The sequence below is a fragment of the Idiomarina sp. X4 genome, from assembly GCF_002808045.1.
In the GTDB taxonomy this organism is placed as follows: domain Bacteria; phylum Pseudomonadota; class Gammaproteobacteria; order Enterobacterales; family Alteromonadaceae; genus Idiomarina.
The window spans coordinates 436,661-456,973 of the sequence record NZ_CP025000.1 but is presented as its reverse complement, the minus strand read 5'-3'; the positions used below and the strand labels follow the sequence as shown (position 1 = coordinate 456,973).

Here is a 20,313-nt window from a genome sequence, read left to right as displayed (position 1 = left end):
TTGTAAACGATGATTTTTTGACGGGGTGAATTATGAAAGTGGAAGCCAACGCACTCTACCAGCAGATGCAGGCAATGTCTGCTCAGGCGTCTCAAAGCGACAAGGCAACCAATGTTAATGCCCTTCCGGGAAACACTGCGAATGCCGACTTTTCGAATATGCTGAAAAGCGCTATTGATAATGTCAATGAACTGCAGCAAACCTCGGGCGACTTAAAGACTCGTATGGAGCTTGGTGACCCCAATGTCACGTTGGAACAAACCATGATAGCCAGTCAAAAATCAAGCATTGCCTTTGAGGCAACCGTTCAGGTGCGCAACAAAATAGTCGATGCGTACAAAGAAATCATGTCAATGCCGGTATAAACCGCAGTAGCACTGGAGATTTGAATTGTGGCTGAATCAACCGATTTAATGGTGCAGGACAATGCACTTCCGGACTCTCCGGATACAGGCGCTTCTGGCGAGGGCAATGAAAAATCCGGCATTATGGATATGCTGGGTAACTTTGACATGCTGCGTCAGGTTATTGTGGTACTGGCTTTGGCTATCTGCGTTGCTATTGCCGTCTTTATTATGTTGTGGGCGCAAGAGCCGACCTACCGTCCTTTGGGTAAGTTAGAAACTGAAGAACTGGTGAGCACGCTCGACTATATGGATGCCAACGGCATTGAGTATAAAGTGAATGGCAACACTATTTCAGTGCCTGAAGAGAAATACGATGCGATTAAACTGGAACTGACGCGTGCCGGGGTTAACTACGGTAACGCTGAGTCTGATGGCTCAGAGATTTTAATGAGCGAGCCGGGCTTTGGTGTCAGTCAGCGCCTGGAAAGAGAACGACTGATTCATTCACGCGAAGTGCAACTGGCACGCGCTATTGAGGAAATGAAAAAGGTGTCGGCAGCGCGTGTGCTTTTGGCCGTACCGAAACAGAATGTGTTTGCCCGTCGTGAAAAGCAGCCCAAGGCATCGGTGATGCTGAACGTTCGGGGCGGTACCGCATTAAGTGAAGAAGAAGTTGCCTCGATTGTCGATATGGTGGCGTCCTCTGTCACTGGGCTAAGTACAGAGCAGGTAACCGTCACAGACCAAGCGGGTCGCCTGTTAAACTCCGGCTCTCAAAGTGCGTTAGCGGCAAAAAGTTCGCGTGAGTATCAAATTGAACAAAAGCGCGAGGCCGAGTATTTAGAAAAAATTGACAGCATTTTGATTCCGATACTGGGTTATGACAATTACACGGCGCAAGTTGATGTCACGATGGACTTCACTCAGCGCGAATCAACTCAGCGTCAATTCAATCCTGATATGCCGGCTATTCGTAGCGAAATGACGGTCGAAAACCGTTCGACGGGTAGCCCGATTGGCGGTATTCCTGGTGCGTTAACGAACCAGCCGCCATTGGAATCTGATATTCCTGAAGAAGCAGGCCCTGGTAGCGCTGGCGGTACGGTTAATGGCAGTACTCATCGCGAGGCCACGCGCAACTATGAATTGGACAACTCGATTACTCACACCAGAAATCAGACTGGCACTATTGAGCGGTTGAGTGTTTCGGTTGCGGTGAATCATGCACAAACTACCGGCGAAAATGGCGAAGCTCAGCAGCAGCCGCGAAGCGCAGAAGAACTCGCCAATATTCGTCGCTTGTTGCAAGGTGGTTTAGGCTTTGACATCAACCGTGGTGACGCACTGGAAGTAGTGTCCGTACCTTTTGCTCAATTGCCGCAACTGGGTGATGGCGAAACGCCGTTGTGGGAAGAACCGTGGTTCTGGCGTGCTTTCCGCTTGGTCATGGGCGCGTTAGTCATCATGGTCTTGATATTAGCGGTCGTTCGTCCGATGCTTAAGAAACTGATGAATCCGGAAGCCGGTGTTGAGGACGATGCAGAAGCGCTATTTGAAGGCGATGAAGCAATGGGCGATGAAACCATTGATCTGTTATCCTCACAGTTTGATGAGAGTGCAGTTGGGTTTGGTGCAGACGGCAGTCTGCAGTTGCCGGACTTGCATAAAGATGAAGACTTGTTGAAAGCGGTTCGTGCGTTAGTTGCTAATGAACCAGAACTGTCTTCGCAAGTTGTCAAAGCATGGTTGAACGAAGATGCCTGATCAAGATATGAGAACCAAACGCGGCAAGGTTGAGTTCGATGTGAACTCCCTTGAGGGCGTTGAAAAAGCGGCAATATTATTGCTGAGTCTGTCTGAGGAAGACGCGGCACAAATTCTGAAACACCTTGAGCCTAAGCAGGTACAGAAGGTGGGTATGGCCATGGCAAGTCTGGAAGATTTTAACCAGGACAAAGTCAACGCCGTTCACCATTTGTTCCTGGAAGAAATTCAGAAGTTCACTAATATCGGCTTCAAGAGTGAAGAGTTTGTGCGTAAAGCGTTAACGTCAGCGTTGGGTGAAGACAAAGCCGGTAACCTGATTGAACAAATCGTCATGGGCGGTGGTTCGAAAGGTCTGGACTCGCTGAAGTGGATGGACTCAAAACAAGTAGCGACCATTATTCGCAACGAGCACCCACAAATTCAGACCATTGTTCTGTCTTATTTGGACCCGGAGCAGAGTGCCGAGATTATGGCGCAGTTCCCGGAAAAAGTGCGCCTGGACCTAATGATGCGTATCGCCAACTTAGAAGAAGTTCAGCCAGCAGCACTGCAAGAGTTGAACGAGATTATGGAGAAGCAGTTTGCAGGTCAGGCCGGTGCTCAGGCAGCGAAGATGGGCGGCTTGAAAGCAGCGGCGAATATCATGAACTACCTGGATACCAACATCGAAGGTCAGTTGATGGACTCTATCCGCGAGCAGGACGAAGAAATGAGTCAGAACATTCAGGACTTGATGTTTGTGTTCGAGAACCTGGTGGATGTCGACGACCGTGGTATTCAGACCTTGCTGCGCGAAGTCGAAGGCGAGACCTTGCAAAAAGCCATGAAAGGCGCCGACGAGGCGGTTCAGGAGAAGATTTTCAAGAACATGTCAAAACGTGCTGGCGATATGCTGCGTGACGACCTTGAAGCCATGGGACCGATACGTATTAGTGATGTGGAAGCAGCGCAGAAAGACATTCTGGCGGCGGCACGTCGATTAGCTGACGCAGGCGAAATCATGCTTGGCGGTGGCGGCGGTGAAGAATTCTTATAAGGATTAAGGCTGTATGAGCGACAACCGCGACGACAACGAGCACTTCAGTCACTGGGACCTGCCCGATATGACATCGCAGGAATTACGTGAGGGCACCCAGGTCAATGCGCTCAATAAGCCCAGACGCTGGCAGTATGAACCGCCGGAAGCGGATGACAATGACGAAGAAGAATTGCAACCCTTAACCGCTGAACAGCTCGAAGAGATTCGTCAGGCAGCGCGCGATGAGGGGTACCAGGAAGGCTTTGAAAATGGTCGTACCGATGGTCTCAAAAAAGGCTATGACGAAGGGTTTGAAGCAGGCAAAGAAGAAGGTATTGCGGCAGGCAAAGAAGAAGGTATTGCTGCGGGTAATGCCGTGATTGAAGAACAGCGCGGTAAATTGGATACCTTATTGCAGAGTTTATCGACCCCTAATGAACGTATTACTGAAGCGGTTCAGGAAGAGCTGATAGATATGGTCAGCGAGTTAACCCGTGTCATTTGCCTGGATGCAGCCGAACACTCAAAAGACATGATTGTGAACGCAGTGCGCGAAGCGGTATCGGTATTGCCGGTCACCGATCAGCGGGTGGTTATACACTTAAACCCCGATGATATCGAACTGATTGAGTCGGTTTACAGTGAGTCTGAGCTGAAAGAAAAAGGCTGGTTGCTGAACAAAGACGAGTTACTTGAACGCGGTGGTTGTCGTGTGACGACTGAGAGCTCGACCATAGATTACAGTTTAGAGACGCGTATGGAAGATGTTTTCAGCCGCGTTAAGGGGTAACCGATGGGCGCATCAGAGACACTGATTCAAGAACTTCGAAAAAAGCGTCAACGCATTGAAAAGCCGTCGGTGGCTGTATCGGGCTATTTAACTCGCGTTGTGGGGCTAATGTTTGAAGCTGTTGGTTGCCGTGCGCCTGTGGGCTCCAGCGTTGCGGTGGAAGCCGCCGGTGGCGACATTGAGGCCGAAGTGGTGGGCTTTGAAGGTAACATTAGTTATTTAATGCCCACGGAGGACGCTTTAGGTGTCGTGCCGGGCGCCCGTGTTCGTCCTTTAAGCCGCAAGAATCAACTCCCCTTAGGTATGGAATTACTCGGACGTGTTATTGACGCCCGCGGTGAACCTCTCGATGGCAAAGGCCCTGTTTTTTCTGATGGAAAAACCTACCGCAGCAAACCGATGAACCCGCTCAATCGTCGCCAGGTAAAACAGCCGTTGGACGTGGGTGTGACAGCAATTAATGCGTGCTTAACCGTAGGTCAGGGACAGCGTATGGGGCTATTCGCCGGTAGTGGTGTCGGTAAAAGTGTACTGCTGGGCATGATGACCCGGGGCACGAATGCGGACGTTATTGTCGTAGGACTCATTGGCGAGCGTGGCCGGGAAGTGAAAGAGTTTATTGAAGAAATACTGGGTGAAGAAGGTCTCGAAAAAGCCGTAGTTATTGCCGCACCCGCTGACCAGTCTCCTCTCATTCGTTTGCGTGGTTGTGAAACAGCGGCGCAAGTGGCTGAGTACTTTCGTGATCAAGGCCTGAATGTTTTGTTGTTGATGGACTCACTGACGCGTTACGCCATGGCACAGCGTGAAATTGCGTTGGCAGTTGGCGAACCGCCCGCAACCAAAGGCTATCCGCCTTCCGTATTTGCCAAATTACCCGCACTGGTTGAACGTGCCGGTAATGGTGGCGACGGACAGGGCTCTGTCACCGCGTTCTATACCGTTCTAACCGAAGGCGATGACTTACAGGATCCGATTGCCGATTCGGCACGAGCCATTCTTGACGGGCACATTGTCTTAAACCGTGAGCTGGCCGACTCCGGGCACTACCCCGCCATCGATGTTGAAGCCTCTATTAGCCGTGTCATGCCTCAAGTGGTTTCTGAAGAGCACATGAAGCAAGCCATTCAGGTGCGTCAGTGGTATTCGAATTATCGCCGTAACCGAGATCTTATTTCTATTGGTGCTTATACCCGAGGAAGCGATCCCGCCATTGATCAAGCCATTGCAATGCAGCCCAAAGTGGCGCAGTTTCTACAGCAACCAATGAAACAAGTGGTGAGCTACGATGAGAGCTTGCTTCAGCTGAACCAGTTAATCAATCCAAACCAGCAGCAATCAGCAAGTGGTTAAGTAAATGGCAGAGTTAAGCCAGCTAAAAATGCTGCTGGACTTAGAGCAGCAACGCGAAGATAAAACCGCAAAGGATTTTGCTGAAGTGCAACGACAGGTTCAGGACAATCAAATGCGCCTGGATGGCATGTCAAAATATCGACTCGACTATTTAAATCAGTTGCAGCAACGCGGCCAGGGCGGTATTCAGTCGATGCAGGTCAGTCAATATCATGCCTTTGTTGGCAAGCTGGATGAAGGGGTTGAACAGCTGCATCACGAAGTGGTCAAGTTGCAGCAGGTACTGGCGCAGCGCAAGGAGCGTTGGCTGGCGCAAAGACGTAAGCGAGAGTCAATAGAGCACTTGATTAAAGAGAAAGAAAAGCGAGAGCAAAAAGCTCAGGCGCGTAAAGAGCAAAAGAACTTGGATGACTTCTCCAGTCAACGTTTTATTCGAGACAAAAAGTTCTGACGGAAATAGTTGGAACGCTTCTTGCTTTATTCTGAGCAAGTCAGTTATTCAGGACATGAAACTATGCAACAACTGCTGAATTTAACGGAATCAACGGAAAACTTTGTCCGCACCGGCGGCAAAGCTCAGGGAAAAGAATGGTCCCTCGGCGCTGGTGAAAGCTCCGATGGTGAGTTTTCTCGCCTGATGATGCAACAAACAGAAAAAGGCGAAGAGTTTCAGCAGGTTAAGCTGATGCCAGAGCAAGCCACGATTAAAAAAGACATTGACGGTGAAGGGCGCCGGAATGTTGGCGCTCCTGTTGAAAGTAATTTGTTCGAGTTGCTGCAAGAAATGCAGCAACAAATGGCGGAAGTGTCGAGTGAAGACGGTGAAGCTGAACGGTCTGACGATCAAGTGGCAGCGGTTGTTAGTATCGATGAAACCCAGTTGGAAAAGGCGGCGAGTAGCGAGTTAAGTGAAGCCGACCTGAAAGAGTTGTTGGTTGCTTTTATTGATAAGCTGAATAACCAGCAAGGTGGTAAACAAGAGCTGTCAGCTGAAGAGCGGCAAAACCTTGCCGAAAGCATGCTGGCAAAAATGAGTGATGAGCAGAAACAGCAGCTTATCGATCAATTAAACGCGATATCTAAAGGTGGCGTTGATGCCGCCGACCAAAAGTTTATTGTGCAACTGCTTGAACCGATGATGCCGAAATCAGACGCCGATAAAGTATTAGTAGGTCAAGAATCCAATAAACAGGTAGACGGTAAACAACTATCACAGGCGTTGATGGCCGCGTTGCGCGAGGTGGCCCCGGAATCAAAACCCGAGTCACAAAAAGCGTCTGATCCTGCGCAGTTAATGAAACAGCTGGAAGCTCAACTCTCCGCATTAAAAGAGAACAGCAATAGTGATACTAAAACACTAACAGGTAAAGAGCGCGGTAAGTTAGAGCAATTAATGGCTGAGCTTCGCCAATTAATGGCAGGAGCGTCTGACAGCAAGTCGAATAACAAAGAAGCGCTGACAAAAGAGCAGGCAGCTAGAGCTGAGCAACTGATTGCTGATTTACGTCAGGTGCTCAAACAAAACAGTGATAAAACGCCTGCAGTAGTTGCACCGGACGCAAAATCGGGTAAAGCCGAGTTTGCGATTAGTGCGACGGATTCGACTAAAGGTCAAAGCGAGTCGAAGGCTGAGCAATCCGTGAAGTCGGATAAAAGTGCTGCGGCAGGGCTGTCAGCTGATACTCAGTTAACAGGTGAAAAAGTCACTAAGGCTGACGGCGAATTAGCGGGAAGAAACGCTGAAAACGCTCAGGTCAACCAGGCATTCAGAAATACCGTTGATGCATTGTCTGACGCAGGTGCGGCAAAGGCCATACAAGGGCAAATGGTCTCGACTGCTCAGGGTACGGTAGCCGCGTCAGAAAGCAGCCAGGCAAATACGTTGCAAGCGTTGCAACGACCTTTAGATTTGCAGCAGACGGAAGCGTCACAAAAGCTGCAAGAGCGCATTAACATTATGATGAGTAAGAATATTCAGCGTGCTGATATTCGGCTTGACCCGCCTGAGCTTGGCAACGTACAAATACGAGTGAACGTAAGTGGCGAGCAAACCACGGTGCAGTTTCAGGTACAAAATGCTCAGGCTCGGGAAGCCATTGAGTCGGCCATGCCGCGCTTACGAGAAATGATGGAGCAGCAAGGCCTGAACTTAGCGGATACTCACGTAGGTGAACAGAGTAACGATGGCCAGGGCAACGCTGAGGGCGGAGGAACATCTGGCTCAGAGGCGGAAGAATGGACGCAGGAGTCAGAAATAGCCTTACAAGATGGTCAAGTTATGACCGACGGGCGCGTGGATTTTTACGTATAACGGTGACGCTGATAGCCTATTCAGGCTATAGTAGCAACATAAACACCGATAGGGCGTTGACCAAAGGAAAGCAAGATGGCTGAAGAGCAGAACACAGGCAATAACGAAGAGCAAAACGACGAACAGGAAGCTAAAGGCGGTAAAAAGAAAAAGCTGATTCTGTTCGGTGTTATTGGTCTGGTGCTTGTCGTGACCGTGGTCTTGGTGCTGTGGCTTTTTGGCGGCTCGTCGTCGAATGAGCAAGCCGCGACGAAAGCACCAGAGCAGGCCAGCAAGGATTTTAGCAATGCCTCGGCACCAGAAATTGGTAATGCTTTGTATGTCGGTATGCCTCGTCCTTTTGTATTTATTGTACCCGGTGACTCACGTGAGAGAACCGTGCAAATTAAGGCGCAGCTAATGGTGCGCGGCGAAGAAAATGAAGAGTTGGCGAAAAAGCACATTCCGTTAATTGAAGGGACATTACATGAGGTGTTTTCATCGTCAACGGCAGACAAATTAAAAACGGCAGAAGGCAAAGGGCAACTGCGAGAACTGGCGTTAACTGAAGTCAGAAATGCGCTGCAGGAAGTTGCCGGTAAGCCGGTCGTTGAACAAGTGTTATTTACCAGTTTGGTAATGCAATAAGTGAGCAAATATGGCTGTGAGCGACTTACTATCACAAGACGAAATTGACGCACTTTTACACGGCGTTGATGACGTAGAAGAAGAGGATTCCGAAGGGCAGCAAGCCTCGGCGGACGCGCTCGACTATGACTTTTCGTCGCAAGACCGAATTGTCCGTGGGCGTATGCCGACTCTCGAGATCGTTAATGAACGATTCGCTCGTCATATGCGCGTCAGCTTATTTAATATGATGCGACGTACCGCCGAAGTGTCAATTAACGGTGTGCAAATGATTAAATTCGGCGAGTACGTACATACGTTATTCGTCCCAACCAGTTTGAATATGGTGCGTTTTCGTCCTTTGAAAGGTACCGCGTTAATTACGATGGAGGCCCGACTGGTCTTTATTCTGGTGGACAACTTTTTCGGCGGTGATGGCCGTTATCACGCAAAAATTGAAGGTCGCGAGTTTACTCCAACGGAGCGTCGCATTATTCAAATGCTGTTGAAACTGGTCTTCGAAGATTACAAAGAAGCCTGGGCGCCAGTAATGGATGTCGGTTTTGAGTACCTGGACTCAGAGGTTAACCCTGCGATGGCGAACATTGTCAGTCCAACCGAGGTTATCGTCATTAGTTCATTTCATATTGAGCTCGACGGCGGCGGCGGAGACTTCCATATTGCTTTGCCGTATTCCATGCTTGAACCCATTCGGGAGCTATTGGACGCCGGTGTTCAGTCCGACAAAGAAGACACTGACATGCGCTGGAGTAAAGCGCTGCGAGACGAAATAATGGACGTTCCGGTGGAAATGATCGCCAAGCTGGCGGAAACCGAAATGTCTCTACGGGAAGTCATGGACTTGCAAGAAGGCGATATTATTCCGCTGGAAGTACCGGATGACTTAACCGTTCTGATTGAAGATTTACCGACGTTCCATGCGAAAATGGGACGTTCAAGAGACAATGTGGCGTTGAAAATTTCGGACAAAATCAAACGCCCGGAAACCGTCAAATCTGATATTCACATGTTGACGCGTGGCGGCCGCCGAATTGGTGGTGACGCCGAGCTTCAACAATTAGAAGAAGACATCGATTTATAATAATTGCTGCTTAGAAAGTGAGGTTGCAAAATGAGTAACGACGATAAAGATATGGACGACTGGGAAGCAGCAATGGCTGAACAGGCAGCTGCCGAAGACGAAGAGTCTGGTGAGGCAGAAGGCTCTGGAGCTGAGCAATCAAGTAGTTCCAGTCATTCCGGTATGGATAACGTGCAAACCGCTGAGCTGGAAGAGCTCAACGAGGATGCGCCGGTTGGTGAAGAAGAAAAACGTAAACTGGATGCCATACTTGATATTCCGGTCACTATTTCAATGGAAGTGGGCCGCAGTCAAATCAGCATTCGGAACTTGCTTCAGTTGAACCAGGGCTCGGTCGTTGAACTAGAGCGTGTCGCTGGCGAACCGCTGGATGTTTTGGTGAATGGCACCTTAATTGCTCACGGCGAAGTGGTTGTTGTTAATGATAAATTCGGGATACGATTAACCGATGTTATTAGTCAAATTGAGCGTATTCGCAAGCTTCGTTAGTTTGCTCGCGTTGCCGGTAATGGCTTTCGGTCAAACCGAGCAAAAAGCAATAGTGTCCGGTAATGATATAGGCGCCATGGTATTGGCGCTTTTTGCCGTTTTAGCGGTCATTGTTGTGTTGGCGTCATTACTAAAACGATTTAACTTAAAGTTTCAGGGCGCTTCAGGAATGAAAGTACTGAGCAGTGTCTCGTTAGGACCTAAAGAGCGTTTGGTCATTGTCGATGTTGGGGGCGAGAAACTGTTGCTAGGCGTAACCCAACAGCGTATTGACTGTTTAAAAGAACTACCGTCCGATATCAAGCTGGAAGGAAAACAAGAACAATGAACCGCTGGTGGTATCTCATATTATTTTCAGCGTTTTTGCTGATACCTGATCAGGCATTTGCTTGGCAGGATCTCTCTGCCGTCACCGTCAAAACCAATCCGGATGGCACGCAGGAATACTCAGTAACGCTACAAATTCTCGCGATAATGACGGCGCTGACGTTTATTCCAGCGATGGTCATTATGATGACGTCTTTTACTCGAATTATTATTGTCCTGGCGATACTTCGTCAGGCGATAGGCTTGCAGCAGTCTCCATCGAACCAAGTGTTATTAGGTATAGCGCTATTTTTGAGCTTTTTCATTATGTCGCCGGTGCTCAATGAAATTAATGACAAAGCATTGCAGCCCTATATGAATGAAGAAATTCAGTCACTGGAGGCCGTTGATCGTGCTAAGGCTCCTCTTAAGGCATTCATGTTGGCACAAACTCGCTTAACTGACCTGGAAACCTTTATTGATATCTCAGGCGAAGAAGGCATTGAAGCGCCTGAAGATGTACCAATGTCTATTCTGATTCCGTCGTTCATTACCTCTGAACTGAAAACCGCGTTCCAGATTGGTTTTATGTTGTTTATCCCGTTTCTTATTATTGACTTAGTCGTTGCCAGTGTCTTAATGGCGATGGGTATGATGATGTTATCGCCAATGATAGTTTCTTTGCCCTTTAAGCTGATGTTGTTTGTGTTGGTCGATGGTTGGAGCTTAACGATGAGTACACTTGCCGGTAGCTTTGGGGTTTAGGAGGGCGTATGTCACCAGAAATGTTTTTGGATATTTTTCAGGAAGCGCTGAAAACCATCGTTATTATGGTGGCATTTATTATTTTGCCAGGGCTTTTAGTCGGTTTGGTGGTCGCAGTTTTCCAGGCGGCAACATCGATTAACGAACAAACCTTAAGCTTCTTACCTCGTCTTTTGGTTACGTTAGCGGTTGTTGGGCTTGGCGGCCATTTCCTGACTGAAACGGTGATGGACTTTACCATCGAAATGTTTAATCGGATTCCAGAAGTGGTTGGCTAATGGATCTGGTCACCTCTGTCGTATTGGAATGGCTGGAGCAGCATCTCTGGCCGCTGACACGGGTGTCCGCGATGATAGGCAGTATGGCGTTATTTTCCGGGACGTTGGTAAACGCGCGGATTAAAATCTTCTTGTCGCTAGCCATTATATTAGCGGTTTCTCCGGCATTACCTGAAGTATCGACTGGTGTTGAAATGACGTCAGTGGGCGGCTTTCTGGTGACGGCTCAACAAGTGGTGATTGGTGTCGCTCTGGGCTTAGTGTCATTATTGTTTCTGCAAATATTTGTGCTGGGCGGTCAGGTTATTGCAATGCAGATTGGCCTGGGTTTCGCATCAATGGTGGATCCAACCAACGGTCAGCAAGTGCCGGTTATTGCGCAATTTTTCTTAATGCTTGCCAGTCTGGTGTTCTTAGCCTTTGACGGTCATTTACTGATGATTCACATGATCATGGCTAGCTTCGACGCTATTCCGGTAGGTATGACCGGCCTGGATGCTGACGCGTTCATGGCAATAGCGGAATACGGCTCTGTGATGTTTTCGGCGGCATTAGCGGCCATGCTTTCAGGTGTCATCGCGATTTTGCTCATTAACTTAAGTTTTGGTGTGATGACGCGAGCGGCACCACAATTGAATATTTTTGCTATCGGCTTCCCAATTACTATGGTGAGCGGCTTGGTTGTTTTATGGTTAACCATGGGTGGCTTTATTTTCCATTTCGAAAACCAATGGCAGCGTGCAATTGACGTGATGTGTACAGTTATTGGTTCTCAGTGTAGCTAGACTCCCGGATACAGGTAGAGAGTAATGGCAGAGACTGATCAGGAACGCACAGAAGACCCCACGGAGCGACGAAAACAGCAGGCCCGCGAGAAGGGCCAGGTTGCACGCTCCAAAGAAATGGGGACGGCGTTCGTATTAGTGAGCGCTGCAATTGCTTTTATGTGGTTTGGAGACTGGCTCTACGAAGGAGCCCGTAACGTTTTTCAAACCATGTTTACGATTGACCGCCAGCAAGCTTTTGATACCACTAAAATTTATGAAGCCTTTGGTATCGCTTTTGGCTTCATCATCTGGCCGGTTCTGATTATCTTTGCGTTCGTTTTAGTTGCGACCTTTTTCGGTAACAGTTGGTTAGGGGGCATCTCGTTTTCAACTAAGGCGATGGCGCCTAAATTCAGTCGAATGAACCCGCTTAACGGCTTTAAACGCATGTTCGGTATTCAGGCGTTGGTTGAGCTGGTTAAAGCCATTGCCAAGTTCTCAGTTGTCGCCGTTTCGGCATTTTTCTTACTGAAGTGGCAGTTTGTCGACATTCTGCAAATGTCGATGGGACAAATGCCGAACATGATGGCCCACGCTTTGGATATCTTGCTGTGGATGTTCTTATTACTGTGTTGCTCAATCTTTTTGATTGTGGTTATTGATGCGCCGTTTCAGTTGTGGAAACACAATAAAGACTTGCGCATGACCAAGCAGGAAGTTAAAGACGAGCATAAAGACACAGAGGGGAGTCCGGAAGTCAAAGGTCGTATTCGTCGCTTGCAGATGGAAATGGCGAATCGCCGCATGATGCAGGAAGTGCCTAAAGCCGATGTGGTAGTTACCAACCCGACGCATTATGCGGTGGCGTTAAAGTATGAAGACGGCGGCTCGCAAGCGCCTGTACTGTTAGCGAAAGGTACCGACGAGACAGCGGCAAAAATTAGGGAAATTGCGTTGGAATACGATATTCCATTAGTCCAGTCACCAGCGCTGGCGCGTTCGGTTTACCACACCACTGAATTGGAGAAGGAAATTCCGCAAGGACTGTTCGTTGCCGTGGCTCAAATTCTTGCCTATGTGTACCAGTTGCGTTTGTTTAAGCAAGGTCAGGCAAAACGTCCTAAGAAGCCTGACAGCGAGTCACCAATTCCTGAAGATTTGCGCTACTAACAGCGCTGCTATATCATTCGCCACCATTCGTGCCGATGTCGGCAGTGGTTAAATTGGAAGCAGTTATGGCTGAACTTAATTTGTGCCTGGCGCAACTGGACTTTACCGTTGGCGCAATTCACAACAACACCGCATTAATTTTGAAGACGATTCGGGAACAAGGTCAACAACACGACATTATTGTGTTCCCGGAGTTGGCGATTACCGGCTACCCACCGGAAGACTTACTGTTCAGAAACGATTTAAGTCAGGCTGTTGACAATGCTGTTGAGCAAATCAGTGCCGCTGCATCTGACTGCGTGGTGATTGTGGGTCATCCGCAACATGTGGGCGGCGGGCTTTTTAATGCCATGTCGGTACTGCACCGTGGTGAGTGTTTGTTACGTTACTTTAAGCAACGTTTGCCTAACCATGGCGTATTTGATGAGCAGCGCCACTTTATTCCGGGTCATGAAAGTCAGGTGTTCGAATGGCATGGCGTTCGTATAGGTCTGCAGATATGCGAAGACTTGTGGCACCCCGAACCACTGCAACGCTTGGCCGACGACGACATTGACTTTGTTTTATCAATAAACGCGTCACCCTACGAGTTGAACAAGCACGAACAGCGTCTTGGTGTGCTGAGACAACGTGTCGCTGAGTCATCAAAGCCTATTGTTTATTTGAATAACTGTGGTGGGCAGGACGAACTGGTATTCGATGGTCATTCGTTAGTGCTGGATGGCGATGGTCAACTAGTGGCTGAATTGCCTCATTGTCAGACAACCCTGACAACTTTGAGTTATAAAAGTGGAAAATTGCACAGCGAGACCTACCCGCCTCGTGAGTCACAAAATGACTTAGCGAATGTTTACGACGCGTTGGTCTTGGCCGTAAGAGATTATGTCACGAAAAATGGTTTCCCGGGCGTGGTGCTGGGTTTGTCAGGAGGCATTGATTCAGCGCTAACATTGGCTATAGCTGTTGACGCTTTAGGGGCTGATAAGGTGCAAGCGGTAATGATGCCTTTTCGCTATACCTCTGACATGAGTCTTGAAGATGCTGAAAAGCAAGCGAATACTCTAGGCGTTCAATATAACTCAGTGCCTATTGAACCGATGTTTGATCAGTTTATGCAGCAATTAACACCACTTTTTAACGGCGCTGAAACCGATACAACGGAAGAAAACTTGCAGTCGCGTTGTCGAGGCGTATTACTTATGGCGTTGTCGAATAAAACGGGTTCACTGGTACTGACAACAGGCAATAAGAGCGAAATGGCTGTTGGTTATGCAACACTGTATGGTGATATGTGCGGTGGTTTTGCACCGATAAAAGATGTGCCTAAGTTGCTGGTGTATCAATTAGCCGAGTATCGAAACACTTTAGGTGAGTGCATTCCTCAGCGAGTGATCGATCGCCCACCTTCAGCGGAATTAGCACCGGATCAGGTCGACTCTGACTCATTGCCCGACTATGGCGATTTAGACCGAATTCTGGCATTGTATGTAGAAAGGGACTGGTCAGTAACCGACATTGTTGCTGCCGGGTTTAACGAAGATGACGTCCGCCGGGTGGTTCGCTTGGTCGACTTGAACGAATATAAGCGTCGCCAATCGGCGGTTGGTCCAAAGGTGACGCCGAGAAACTTCGGTAAAGATCGTCGTTATCCTATTACCAGTCATTATCGCTATGAATTGCAACGACAAGGGCAATAGGGAAGCGTTATGAAAAAAGTAGAAGCCATTATAAAACCTTTCAAACTCGATGACGTGCGCGAAGCGCTATCGGAAGTAGGCATTGCCGGCATGACTGTATCAGAGGTTAAAGGCTTCGGACGCCAGAAAGGTCATACAGAACTGTACCGCGGCGCAGAGTATATGGTGGATTTTCTGCCTAAGGTTAAATTAGAAGTGGTGGTTGGCGATGATGACGTTGAGCGTTGTATTGAGGCCATTATGGAAACTGCTCAAACAGGCAAAATAGGTGATGGGAAAATTTTCATTACCGATATCGAACGAGTCATCCGAATTCGTACTGGTGAGGAAAACGAAGACGCGGTTTAAATAACCGCGCCTTGCTTTATTAATTGCTGACTAACTGATTCTCCGGGAAGTTAGCTCGTAGAACCTTCAATGCGTCTTCACGCAACTCTGGCAACTCTAATTGATCGTAACTTTCGACCATGACAGCCAGCGCATTTTCTACTTCCGGTGTGTCGGAGAAATGCTCTAAGATGTAACGTCCTCGGTTGGCCGCAGCTAAATAGGCTTGGCGGTCCATATAATACTGAGCAACCGCTAATTCTTTTTTCGCCAGACGACTTTTTATCGCTAATAAACGTTTTTTTGCATCTGCCGCGTATTCGCTGTCCGGATATTTACGGACCAGTTCAGCAAAGTCTTTGAATGCTTCTTCTGCCATTGATGAGTCACGGTCAGAACGATCAACGCCGAACACAGCATGAATACCATTGTACTCAGCACGCTGATTGACTAAGCCTCGCATATACATGGCGTAATCAATATCTTTATGATTCGGATTAAGACTAATAAAACGGTCAATCGCCGCTAGCGCTTCTTCTGTGTTATCTAACTTGTAGTGCAGGTAAATAAGGTCGAGTTGCACTTGGTGCGCATAAGGACCAAACGGGAAACGGCGGTTCAGGTTCGACAACTGCTCTTGAGCTAAGTTGAAATTACCTGCAGCCATGCTCTCACGAGCCTGCTCATAAAGTGATTCAATTTGGGTTTTCGCAACTTGTTGTTCTTCTTCTGGTTGGCTCGAGCAACCAACAGCCATAAAGCAAAGCGCTGTTGATAACAAAATGTGTCGGCCGAATTGTTTACTTAACATATTTAGCAGTATTCCCTATATTTTTTTGGCGCTGCACGGGCAAACCGTTACACTAGCATATTCTTGCATTCTAACGCAGCCTTTGAGGCTTTGACAGTCGAAACCGAATATATGAATAAACGTATTGAATTAGAAGCTATTGTTCCTGAGTCATTAGCAGGAAAACGATTAGACCAGGCACTTGCTGAGTTGTTCCCGGACTATTCACGCTCGCGCTTAAAGAGCTGGATAACTGAGGAAAAGGTTTCGGTCGATGCCGAGGTCGTTAAAAAGCCGCGTGAAAAAGTCGAAACCGGCATGCTTGTGGCTGTAGACGCAGAAATTGAAAGCGAAGAACGTCACGTACCGCAGCCTGTTGAGTTGGATATTGTGTATCAGGATGACGACATTCTGGTGATCAACAAGCCGGCTGGGTTAGTCGTGCACCCCGGAGCCGGCGCACCGGACAGAACGTTACTGAATGGCTTGCTGCATTACGATCCGCAATTGGACTTAGTGCCGCGTGCTGGCATTATCCACCGTCTGGACAAAGATACGACGGGATTAATGGTGGTTGCGCGCACAGTACCTGCGCAAACGCAATTAGTGTCGATGATGCAGGCGCGTGAAATTACTCGTGAGTATGAAGCGGTGTGTAATGGCGTCATGACAGCGGGGGGGATGGTTGATGAACCCATTGGTCGGCACCCGACAAAGCGGACGCACATGGCGGTTGTGCAGTCTGGAAAACCGGCAGTCACTCATTACCGTGTGTTAGACCGCTACCGGGCTCATACGTTGTTGCGTTTACGTCTGGAATCAGGTCGAACGCATCAAATTCGTGTGCATATGGCGCATATCCGGCATCCTTTAGTCGGCGATTTAACTTACGGTGGCCGACCGCGACCACCGAAACAAGCTGACGATCAGTTTTTACAGACACTGAGAAACTTTAATCGCCAGGCATTGCATGCCGCCTCTTTAGGCTTACACCATCCAATTACCGGTGAATGGTTAGAATTCCACGTCGATCGCCCGACCGACTTTGAGTACCTGATTGAAGAGCTTAAGCGTGACGCGAAACGTTTTTCATCCTAATTGGTCAGTACCAGATAACGTCGGCGTTGCTATTACGACGCGGGCGTTTGGTAATTTGGCGGTTCATGTCGGTGATGATCCTGCCGCTGTGCTGTTGAGACGGCGGCGGCTGGAACGGGAATTGTCGCTACCTCATTCCGTAGTGTGGTTGCAGCAACGACATACCAGTAACGTATTGTCATGGCCTTTTAAAACAAATATTGCTGATGCCGCGTATAGCTCTCAACCCGGCAGTGTGTGCGCGGTATTAACGGCGGATTGTCTGCCTATTCTCATTTGTTCATTGGACGGAAAGGAAATAGCTGCGGTGCACGCGGGCTGGCGAGGTCTGGCAGACGGTGTATTGCAAAATGCGCTAGAAAAGTTTTCTGCGGAATCGTCTAGTTTAAGCGTTTGGATAGGCCCTGCGATTGGTCCTGGCGCATTTGAAGTTGGTCAGGATGTTTTCGATGCGTTTGTTTCAAATCAGTCCAAGGCTTATCATTTCTTTGAACCGAGTGGCGATAAGTGGTTAGCGAACTTATCGGGTATTGCTGAAATGATTTGTCGTCAGTTTGGTATTAACGAAATCACTCAGAGTGATGAATGTACTGTCAGACACCCAGACTTGTGGTACTCCTGGCGTAACGAGAAAGCCGCCGCTCGATTTGCGTCAATTATTTGGCGAAAATAATCGCTAAAAACTTGAAAACGCCCAAAAAGTACCCACATTTAAATCAACGAAAGATTTAAGTGAGGTAGTACCATGAGACACGATAAATTCACCAGCAAATTCCAAATGGCGATTGCCGATGCGCAGTCCCTGGCACTGGGTCGTGACCATCAATTTATTGAACCTGTGCATTTAATGCAGGCGTTACTCGATCAAAATGGTGGTTCAGTTCGCCCGCTGTTCACGATGCTAAGTGTCGATATCCCACAATTTAGAGCAAGTCTGTCAAAAGCGCTTGATGCATTACCGCAAGTAGAAGGTACGGGCGGTGACGTTCAGCTTTCGCAGGCGACTGCGCAGCTTCTAAACTTGTGTGATAAATATGCTCAAAAGCGCAATGATTCTTACATTTCCTCCGAGCTCTTTTTACTCGCAGCAACAGAAGACAAGGGCAAATTAGGTGAGATATTCAAAGCACAGGGCATAAAGCGAGATGCGTTGGAAAAAGCCATTAATGATATTCGCGATGGTCAAAAGGTCGATGATCCGAACGCTGAAGAGCAACGCCAAGCCCTCGATAAATATACGATTGATTTAACGGAACGTGCTGAGCAGGGCAAACTTGATCCCGTCATTGGCCGGGACGAAGAAATCCGTCGTACTATTCAAGTGTTGCAGCGCCGTACTAAAAACAATCCGGTTCTTATTGGCGAACCGGGGGTGGGTAAAACTGCGATTGTTGAAGGCTTAGCGCAACGAATTGTTAACGGAGAAGTGCCCGAAGGCTTGAAACACAAACGTGTCTTATCGCTGGATTTAGGCTCTCTTTTAGCGGGTGCTAAGTTCCGCGGTGAATTTGAAGAACGACTAAAAGCAGTATTGAACGAACTGTCTAAAGAGGAAGGCCGAATCATCCTCTTTATCGATGAGCTGCATACTATGGTCGGTGCCGGTAAAGCTGAAGGTGCTATGGACGCAGGTAACATGCTGAAGCCAGCGCTTGCGCGTGGCGAACTTCATTGCGTCGGTGCAACAACATTAGATGAATACCGCCAATATATTGAGAAAGACGCCGCTTTAGAACGTCGATTCCAGAAAGTTTTGGTCGATGAGCCAACCGTCGAAGACACCATTGCGATTTTGCGAGGCTTGAAAGAGCGTTATGAGCTGCATCATTCGGTAGAGATCACTGACCCTGCAATAGTTGCAGCGGCGTCTTTATCGCATCGTTATATCAGTGATCGCAAGCTGCCGGATAAAGCCATTGATTTAATTGACGAAGCAGCATCGAGTATTCGTATGCAGATCGACTCTAAACCGGAAGATTTAGATCGATTAGAGCGACGAATTATTCAGCTGAAGCTGGAGCGTCAGGCGCTGCAGAAAGAAAAAGACGATGCCAGTAAAAAGCGTTTGGAAACGTTACACGAAGAGTTAGACGACCAAGAGCGTAAATACAAAGAGTTAGAGGAAGTCTGGAATACTGAAAAAGCGGCCGTGCAGGGCACCCAGCATATTAAAGCGCAACTTGAGCAGGCGCGCACCGACATGGATATTGCCCGCCGCGCCGGGGACTTGAATCGTATGTCTGAACTTCAGTATGGCCGAATTCCGGAATTAGAACGCCAGCTCGACTTAGCCTTGCAAGCTGAAATGCAGGACATGAGTTTGCTTAAAAACCGTGTAACGGACGAAGAAATTGCTGATGTGCTCTCCCGCTGGACGGGCATACCGGTTGCAAGAATGCTGGAGGGTGAGCGTGAAAAACTCATTCACATGGAAGAAAACTTGCACAATAGAGTGGTTGGACAGAACGAGGCCGTTGAAGCGGTAGCAAACGCTATTCGTCGGTCTCGTGCTGGTTTGGGCGATCCAAACAGGCCTATTGGCTCATTTTTATTCCTGGGTCCAACAGGCGTCGGTAAAACCGAGCTTTCGAAAGCATTGGCGAACTTTATGTTCGATACGGACGACGCGATGGTTCGCATCGACATGTCTGAGTTTATGGAAAAGCACTCTGTAGCTCGCTTGGTTGGTGCACCTCCGGGTTATGTTGGTTATGAGGAAGGTGGCTATTTGACTGAAGCGGTTCGCCGCAAGCCATATTCGGTAATTTTGCTCGATGAGGTGGAGAAAGCACACCCTGATGTATTTAATATACTACTTCAGGTATTGGACGATGGCCGTTTAACAGACGGACAAGGTCGCACAGTCGATTTCAAAAATACCGTGATTATTATGACGTCAAACTTGGGGTCTGATCTCATACAAGAGCATGCAAAAGAGCATACGTACGAACAAATGAAAGCGGAAGTCATGGAAGTCTTGGGTCGTCACTTCAGACCTGAGTTTATTAACCGAGTCGATGACACCGTGGTGTTCCACCCATTAGGTGAACATGAAATTCGTTCAATTGCTCAATTCCAGTTACAGCTGTTGTTTAAACGTCTGGAAGAGAAAGACTTTGAAATAGAGGTGGATGATGACGCTTTAGCGCACCTGGCTCGTACAGGCTTCGATCCTGTTTTTGGGGCACGCCCTCTGAAACGAGCGATTCAGCACGAACTTGAGAATCCTTTGGCGCAGAAAATCTTGTCGGGAGAGATTCAGCCTGCTAAACCAATAAAAGTCAGTGTTGAAAATGAAGCTTTAGTAATTAGTCAGTAAAGTCGCTAACAAG

General features: G+C 48.2%; 21 protein-coding genes. 20 read left to right on the top strand and 1 reads right to left on the bottom strand.

The window, feature by feature from the left end; translation table 11 throughout:
- Positions 1–32 precede the first annotated feature (32 nt).
- The 17 genes from fliE (at position 33) to glnB (ending at position 15,114) form a co-directional block, all read left to right on the top strand.
- Positions 33–365 (top strand): flagellar hook-basal body complex protein FliE, encoded by a 333-nt coding sequence (gene fliE, locus CWC33_RS02290; protein WP_053954033.1) that lies wholly within the window; start codon positions 33–35, stop codon positions 363–365.
- Between the two features lie 48 nt (positions 366–413).
- Positions 414–2,111 (top strand): flagellar basal-body MS-ring/collar protein FliF, encoded by a 1,698-nt coding sequence (gene fliF / locus CWC33_RS02285; protein WP_198511839.1) that lies wholly within the window; start codon positions 414–416, stop codon positions 2,109–2,111.
- A complete protein-coding gene (gene fliG, locus CWC33_RS02280; protein ID WP_088768721.1) occupies positions 2,104–3,150 on the top strand; it encodes a flagellar motor switch protein FliG in 1,047 nt (348 codons plus the stop codon). The genes fliF and fliG overlap by 8 nt, the downstream gene beginning before the upstream one ends.
- A gap of 13 nt (positions 3,151–3,163) precedes the next feature.
- The gene (gene fliH, locus CWC33_RS02275; protein WP_088768720.1) at positions 3,164–3,922 is read left to right on the top strand and encodes a flagellar assembly protein FliH; all 759 of its coding nucleotides are present in this window, start codon (positions 3,164–3,166) and stop codon (positions 3,920–3,922) included.
- Between the two features lie 3 nt (positions 3,923–3,925).
- Complete coding sequence (gene fliI / locus CWC33_RS02270; protein WP_088768719.1) at positions 3,926–5,275, top strand: flagellar protein export ATPase FliI; 1,350 nt, start codon at positions 3,926–3,928, stop codon at positions 5,273–5,275.
- 4 nt (positions 5,276–5,279) lie between these two features.
- Positions 5,280–5,726 carry a flagellar export protein FliJ gene (gene fliJ, locus CWC33_RS02265; protein ID WP_088768718.1) on the top strand — a complete coding sequence of 149 codons (447 nt, stop codon included), beginning with the start codon at positions 5,280–5,282 and terminating at the stop codon, positions 5,724–5,726.
- A gap of 63 nt (positions 5,727–5,789) precedes the next feature.
- The gene (locus tag CWC33_RS02260) at positions 5,790–7,586 is read left to right on the top strand and encodes a flagellar hook-length control protein FliK (RefSeq protein ID WP_100690614.1); all 1,797 of its coding nucleotides are present in this window, start codon (positions 5,790–5,792) and stop codon (positions 7,584–7,586) included.
- 75 nt (positions 7,587–7,661) lie between these two features.
- Positions 7,662–8,213 carry a flagellar basal body-associated protein FliL gene (gene fliL, locus CWC33_RS02255; RefSeq protein ID WP_100690613.1) on the top strand — a complete coding sequence of 184 codons (552 nt, stop codon included), beginning with the start codon at positions 7,662–7,664 and terminating at the stop codon, positions 8,211–8,213.
- 16 nt (positions 8,214–8,229) lie between these two features.
- Positions 8,230–9,294 carry a flagellar motor switch protein FliM gene (fliM, locus tag CWC33_RS02250; protein ID WP_088769398.1) on the top strand — a complete coding sequence of 355 codons (1,065 nt, stop codon included), beginning with the start codon at positions 8,230–8,232 and terminating at the stop codon, positions 9,292–9,294.
- 30 nt (positions 9,295–9,324) lie between these two features.
- Positions 9,325–9,783, top strand: a complete 459-nt coding sequence (gene fliN, locus CWC33_RS02245) for a flagellar motor switch protein FliN (protein ID WP_088768715.1) — start codon at positions 9,325–9,327, stop codon at positions 9,781–9,783.
- The gene (gene fliO / locus CWC33_RS02240; protein WP_232709821.1) at positions 9,743–10,111 is read left to right on the top strand and encodes a flagellar biosynthetic protein FliO; all 369 of its coding nucleotides are present in this window, start codon (positions 9,743–9,745) and stop codon (positions 10,109–10,111) included. The genes fliN and fliO overlap by 41 nt, the downstream gene beginning before the upstream one ends.
- A complete protein-coding gene (gene fliP, locus CWC33_RS02235) occupies positions 10,108–10,854 on the top strand; it encodes a flagellar type III secretion system pore protein FliP (protein ID WP_088768713.1) in 747 nt (248 codons plus the stop codon). The genes fliO and fliP overlap by 4 nt, the downstream gene beginning before the upstream one ends.
- Before the next feature lie 8 nt (positions 10,855–10,862).
- Positions 10,863–11,132, top strand: coding sequence for a flagellar biosynthesis protein FliQ (fliQ, locus tag CWC33_RS02230; RefSeq protein ID WP_088768712.1), 270 nt, complete (start codon positions 10,863–10,865; stop codon positions 11,130–11,132).
- Positions 11,132–11,917, top strand: coding sequence for a flagellar biosynthetic protein FliR (gene fliR, locus CWC33_RS02225; protein ID WP_100690611.1), 786 nt, complete (start codon positions 11,132–11,134; stop codon positions 11,915–11,917). Before fliQ ends, fliR begins: the two co-directional genes overlap by 1 nt.
- 24 nt (positions 11,918–11,941) lie before the next feature.
- On the top strand, positions 11,942–13,069 hold the full coding sequence (flhB, locus tag CWC33_RS02220; RefSeq protein WP_100690610.1) for a flagellar biosynthesis protein FlhB: 1,128 nt from the start codon (positions 11,942–11,944) through the stop codon (positions 13,067–13,069).
- Between the two features lie 65 nt (positions 13,070–13,134).
- A complete protein-coding gene (locus CWC33_RS02215) occupies positions 13,135–14,766 on the top strand; it encodes an NAD+ synthase (protein WP_100692252.1) in 1,632 nt (543 codons plus the stop codon).
- Positions 14,767–14,775: 9 nt separating this feature from the next.
- Positions 14,776–15,114 (top strand): nitrogen regulatory protein P-II, encoded by a 339-nt coding sequence (gene glnB, locus CWC33_RS02210; protein WP_053954019.1) that lies wholly within the window; start codon positions 14,776–14,778, stop codon positions 15,112–15,114.
- Between the two features lie 19 nt (positions 15,115–15,133).
- On the opposite strand, the gene CWC33_RS02205 is transcribed toward glnB, so the two are convergent.
- Complete coding sequence (locus CWC33_RS02205) at positions 15,134–15,904, bottom strand: outer membrane protein assembly factor BamD (protein ID WP_088768709.1); 771 nt, start codon at positions 15,902–15,904, stop codon at positions 15,134–15,136.
- Positions 15,905–16,015: 111 nt separating this feature from the next.
- Between CWC33_RS02205 and rluD the strand changes: the two genes are divergently transcribed.
- From rluD to clpB, 3 genes are all read left to right on the top strand, one after another.
- Entirely contained in the window at positions 16,016–16,981 is a 966-nt protein-coding gene (gene rluD / locus CWC33_RS02200; protein WP_100690609.1) for a 23S rRNA pseudouridine(1911/1915/1917) synthase RluD, read from the top strand.
- Entirely contained in the window at positions 16,956–17,654 is a 699-nt protein-coding gene (gene pgeF / locus CWC33_RS02195) for a peptidoglycan editing factor PgeF (RefSeq protein WP_232709820.1), read from the top strand. Before rluD ends, pgeF begins: the two co-directional genes overlap by 26 nt.
- A 72-nt stretch (positions 17,655–17,726) precedes the next feature.
- Positions 17,727–20,300 (top strand): ATP-dependent chaperone ClpB, encoded by a 2,574-nt coding sequence (clpB, locus tag CWC33_RS02190; RefSeq protein WP_088768707.1) that lies wholly within the window; start codon positions 17,727–17,729, stop codon positions 20,298–20,300.
- The last annotated feature ends 13 nt before the right edge of the window (positions 20,301–20,313 follow it).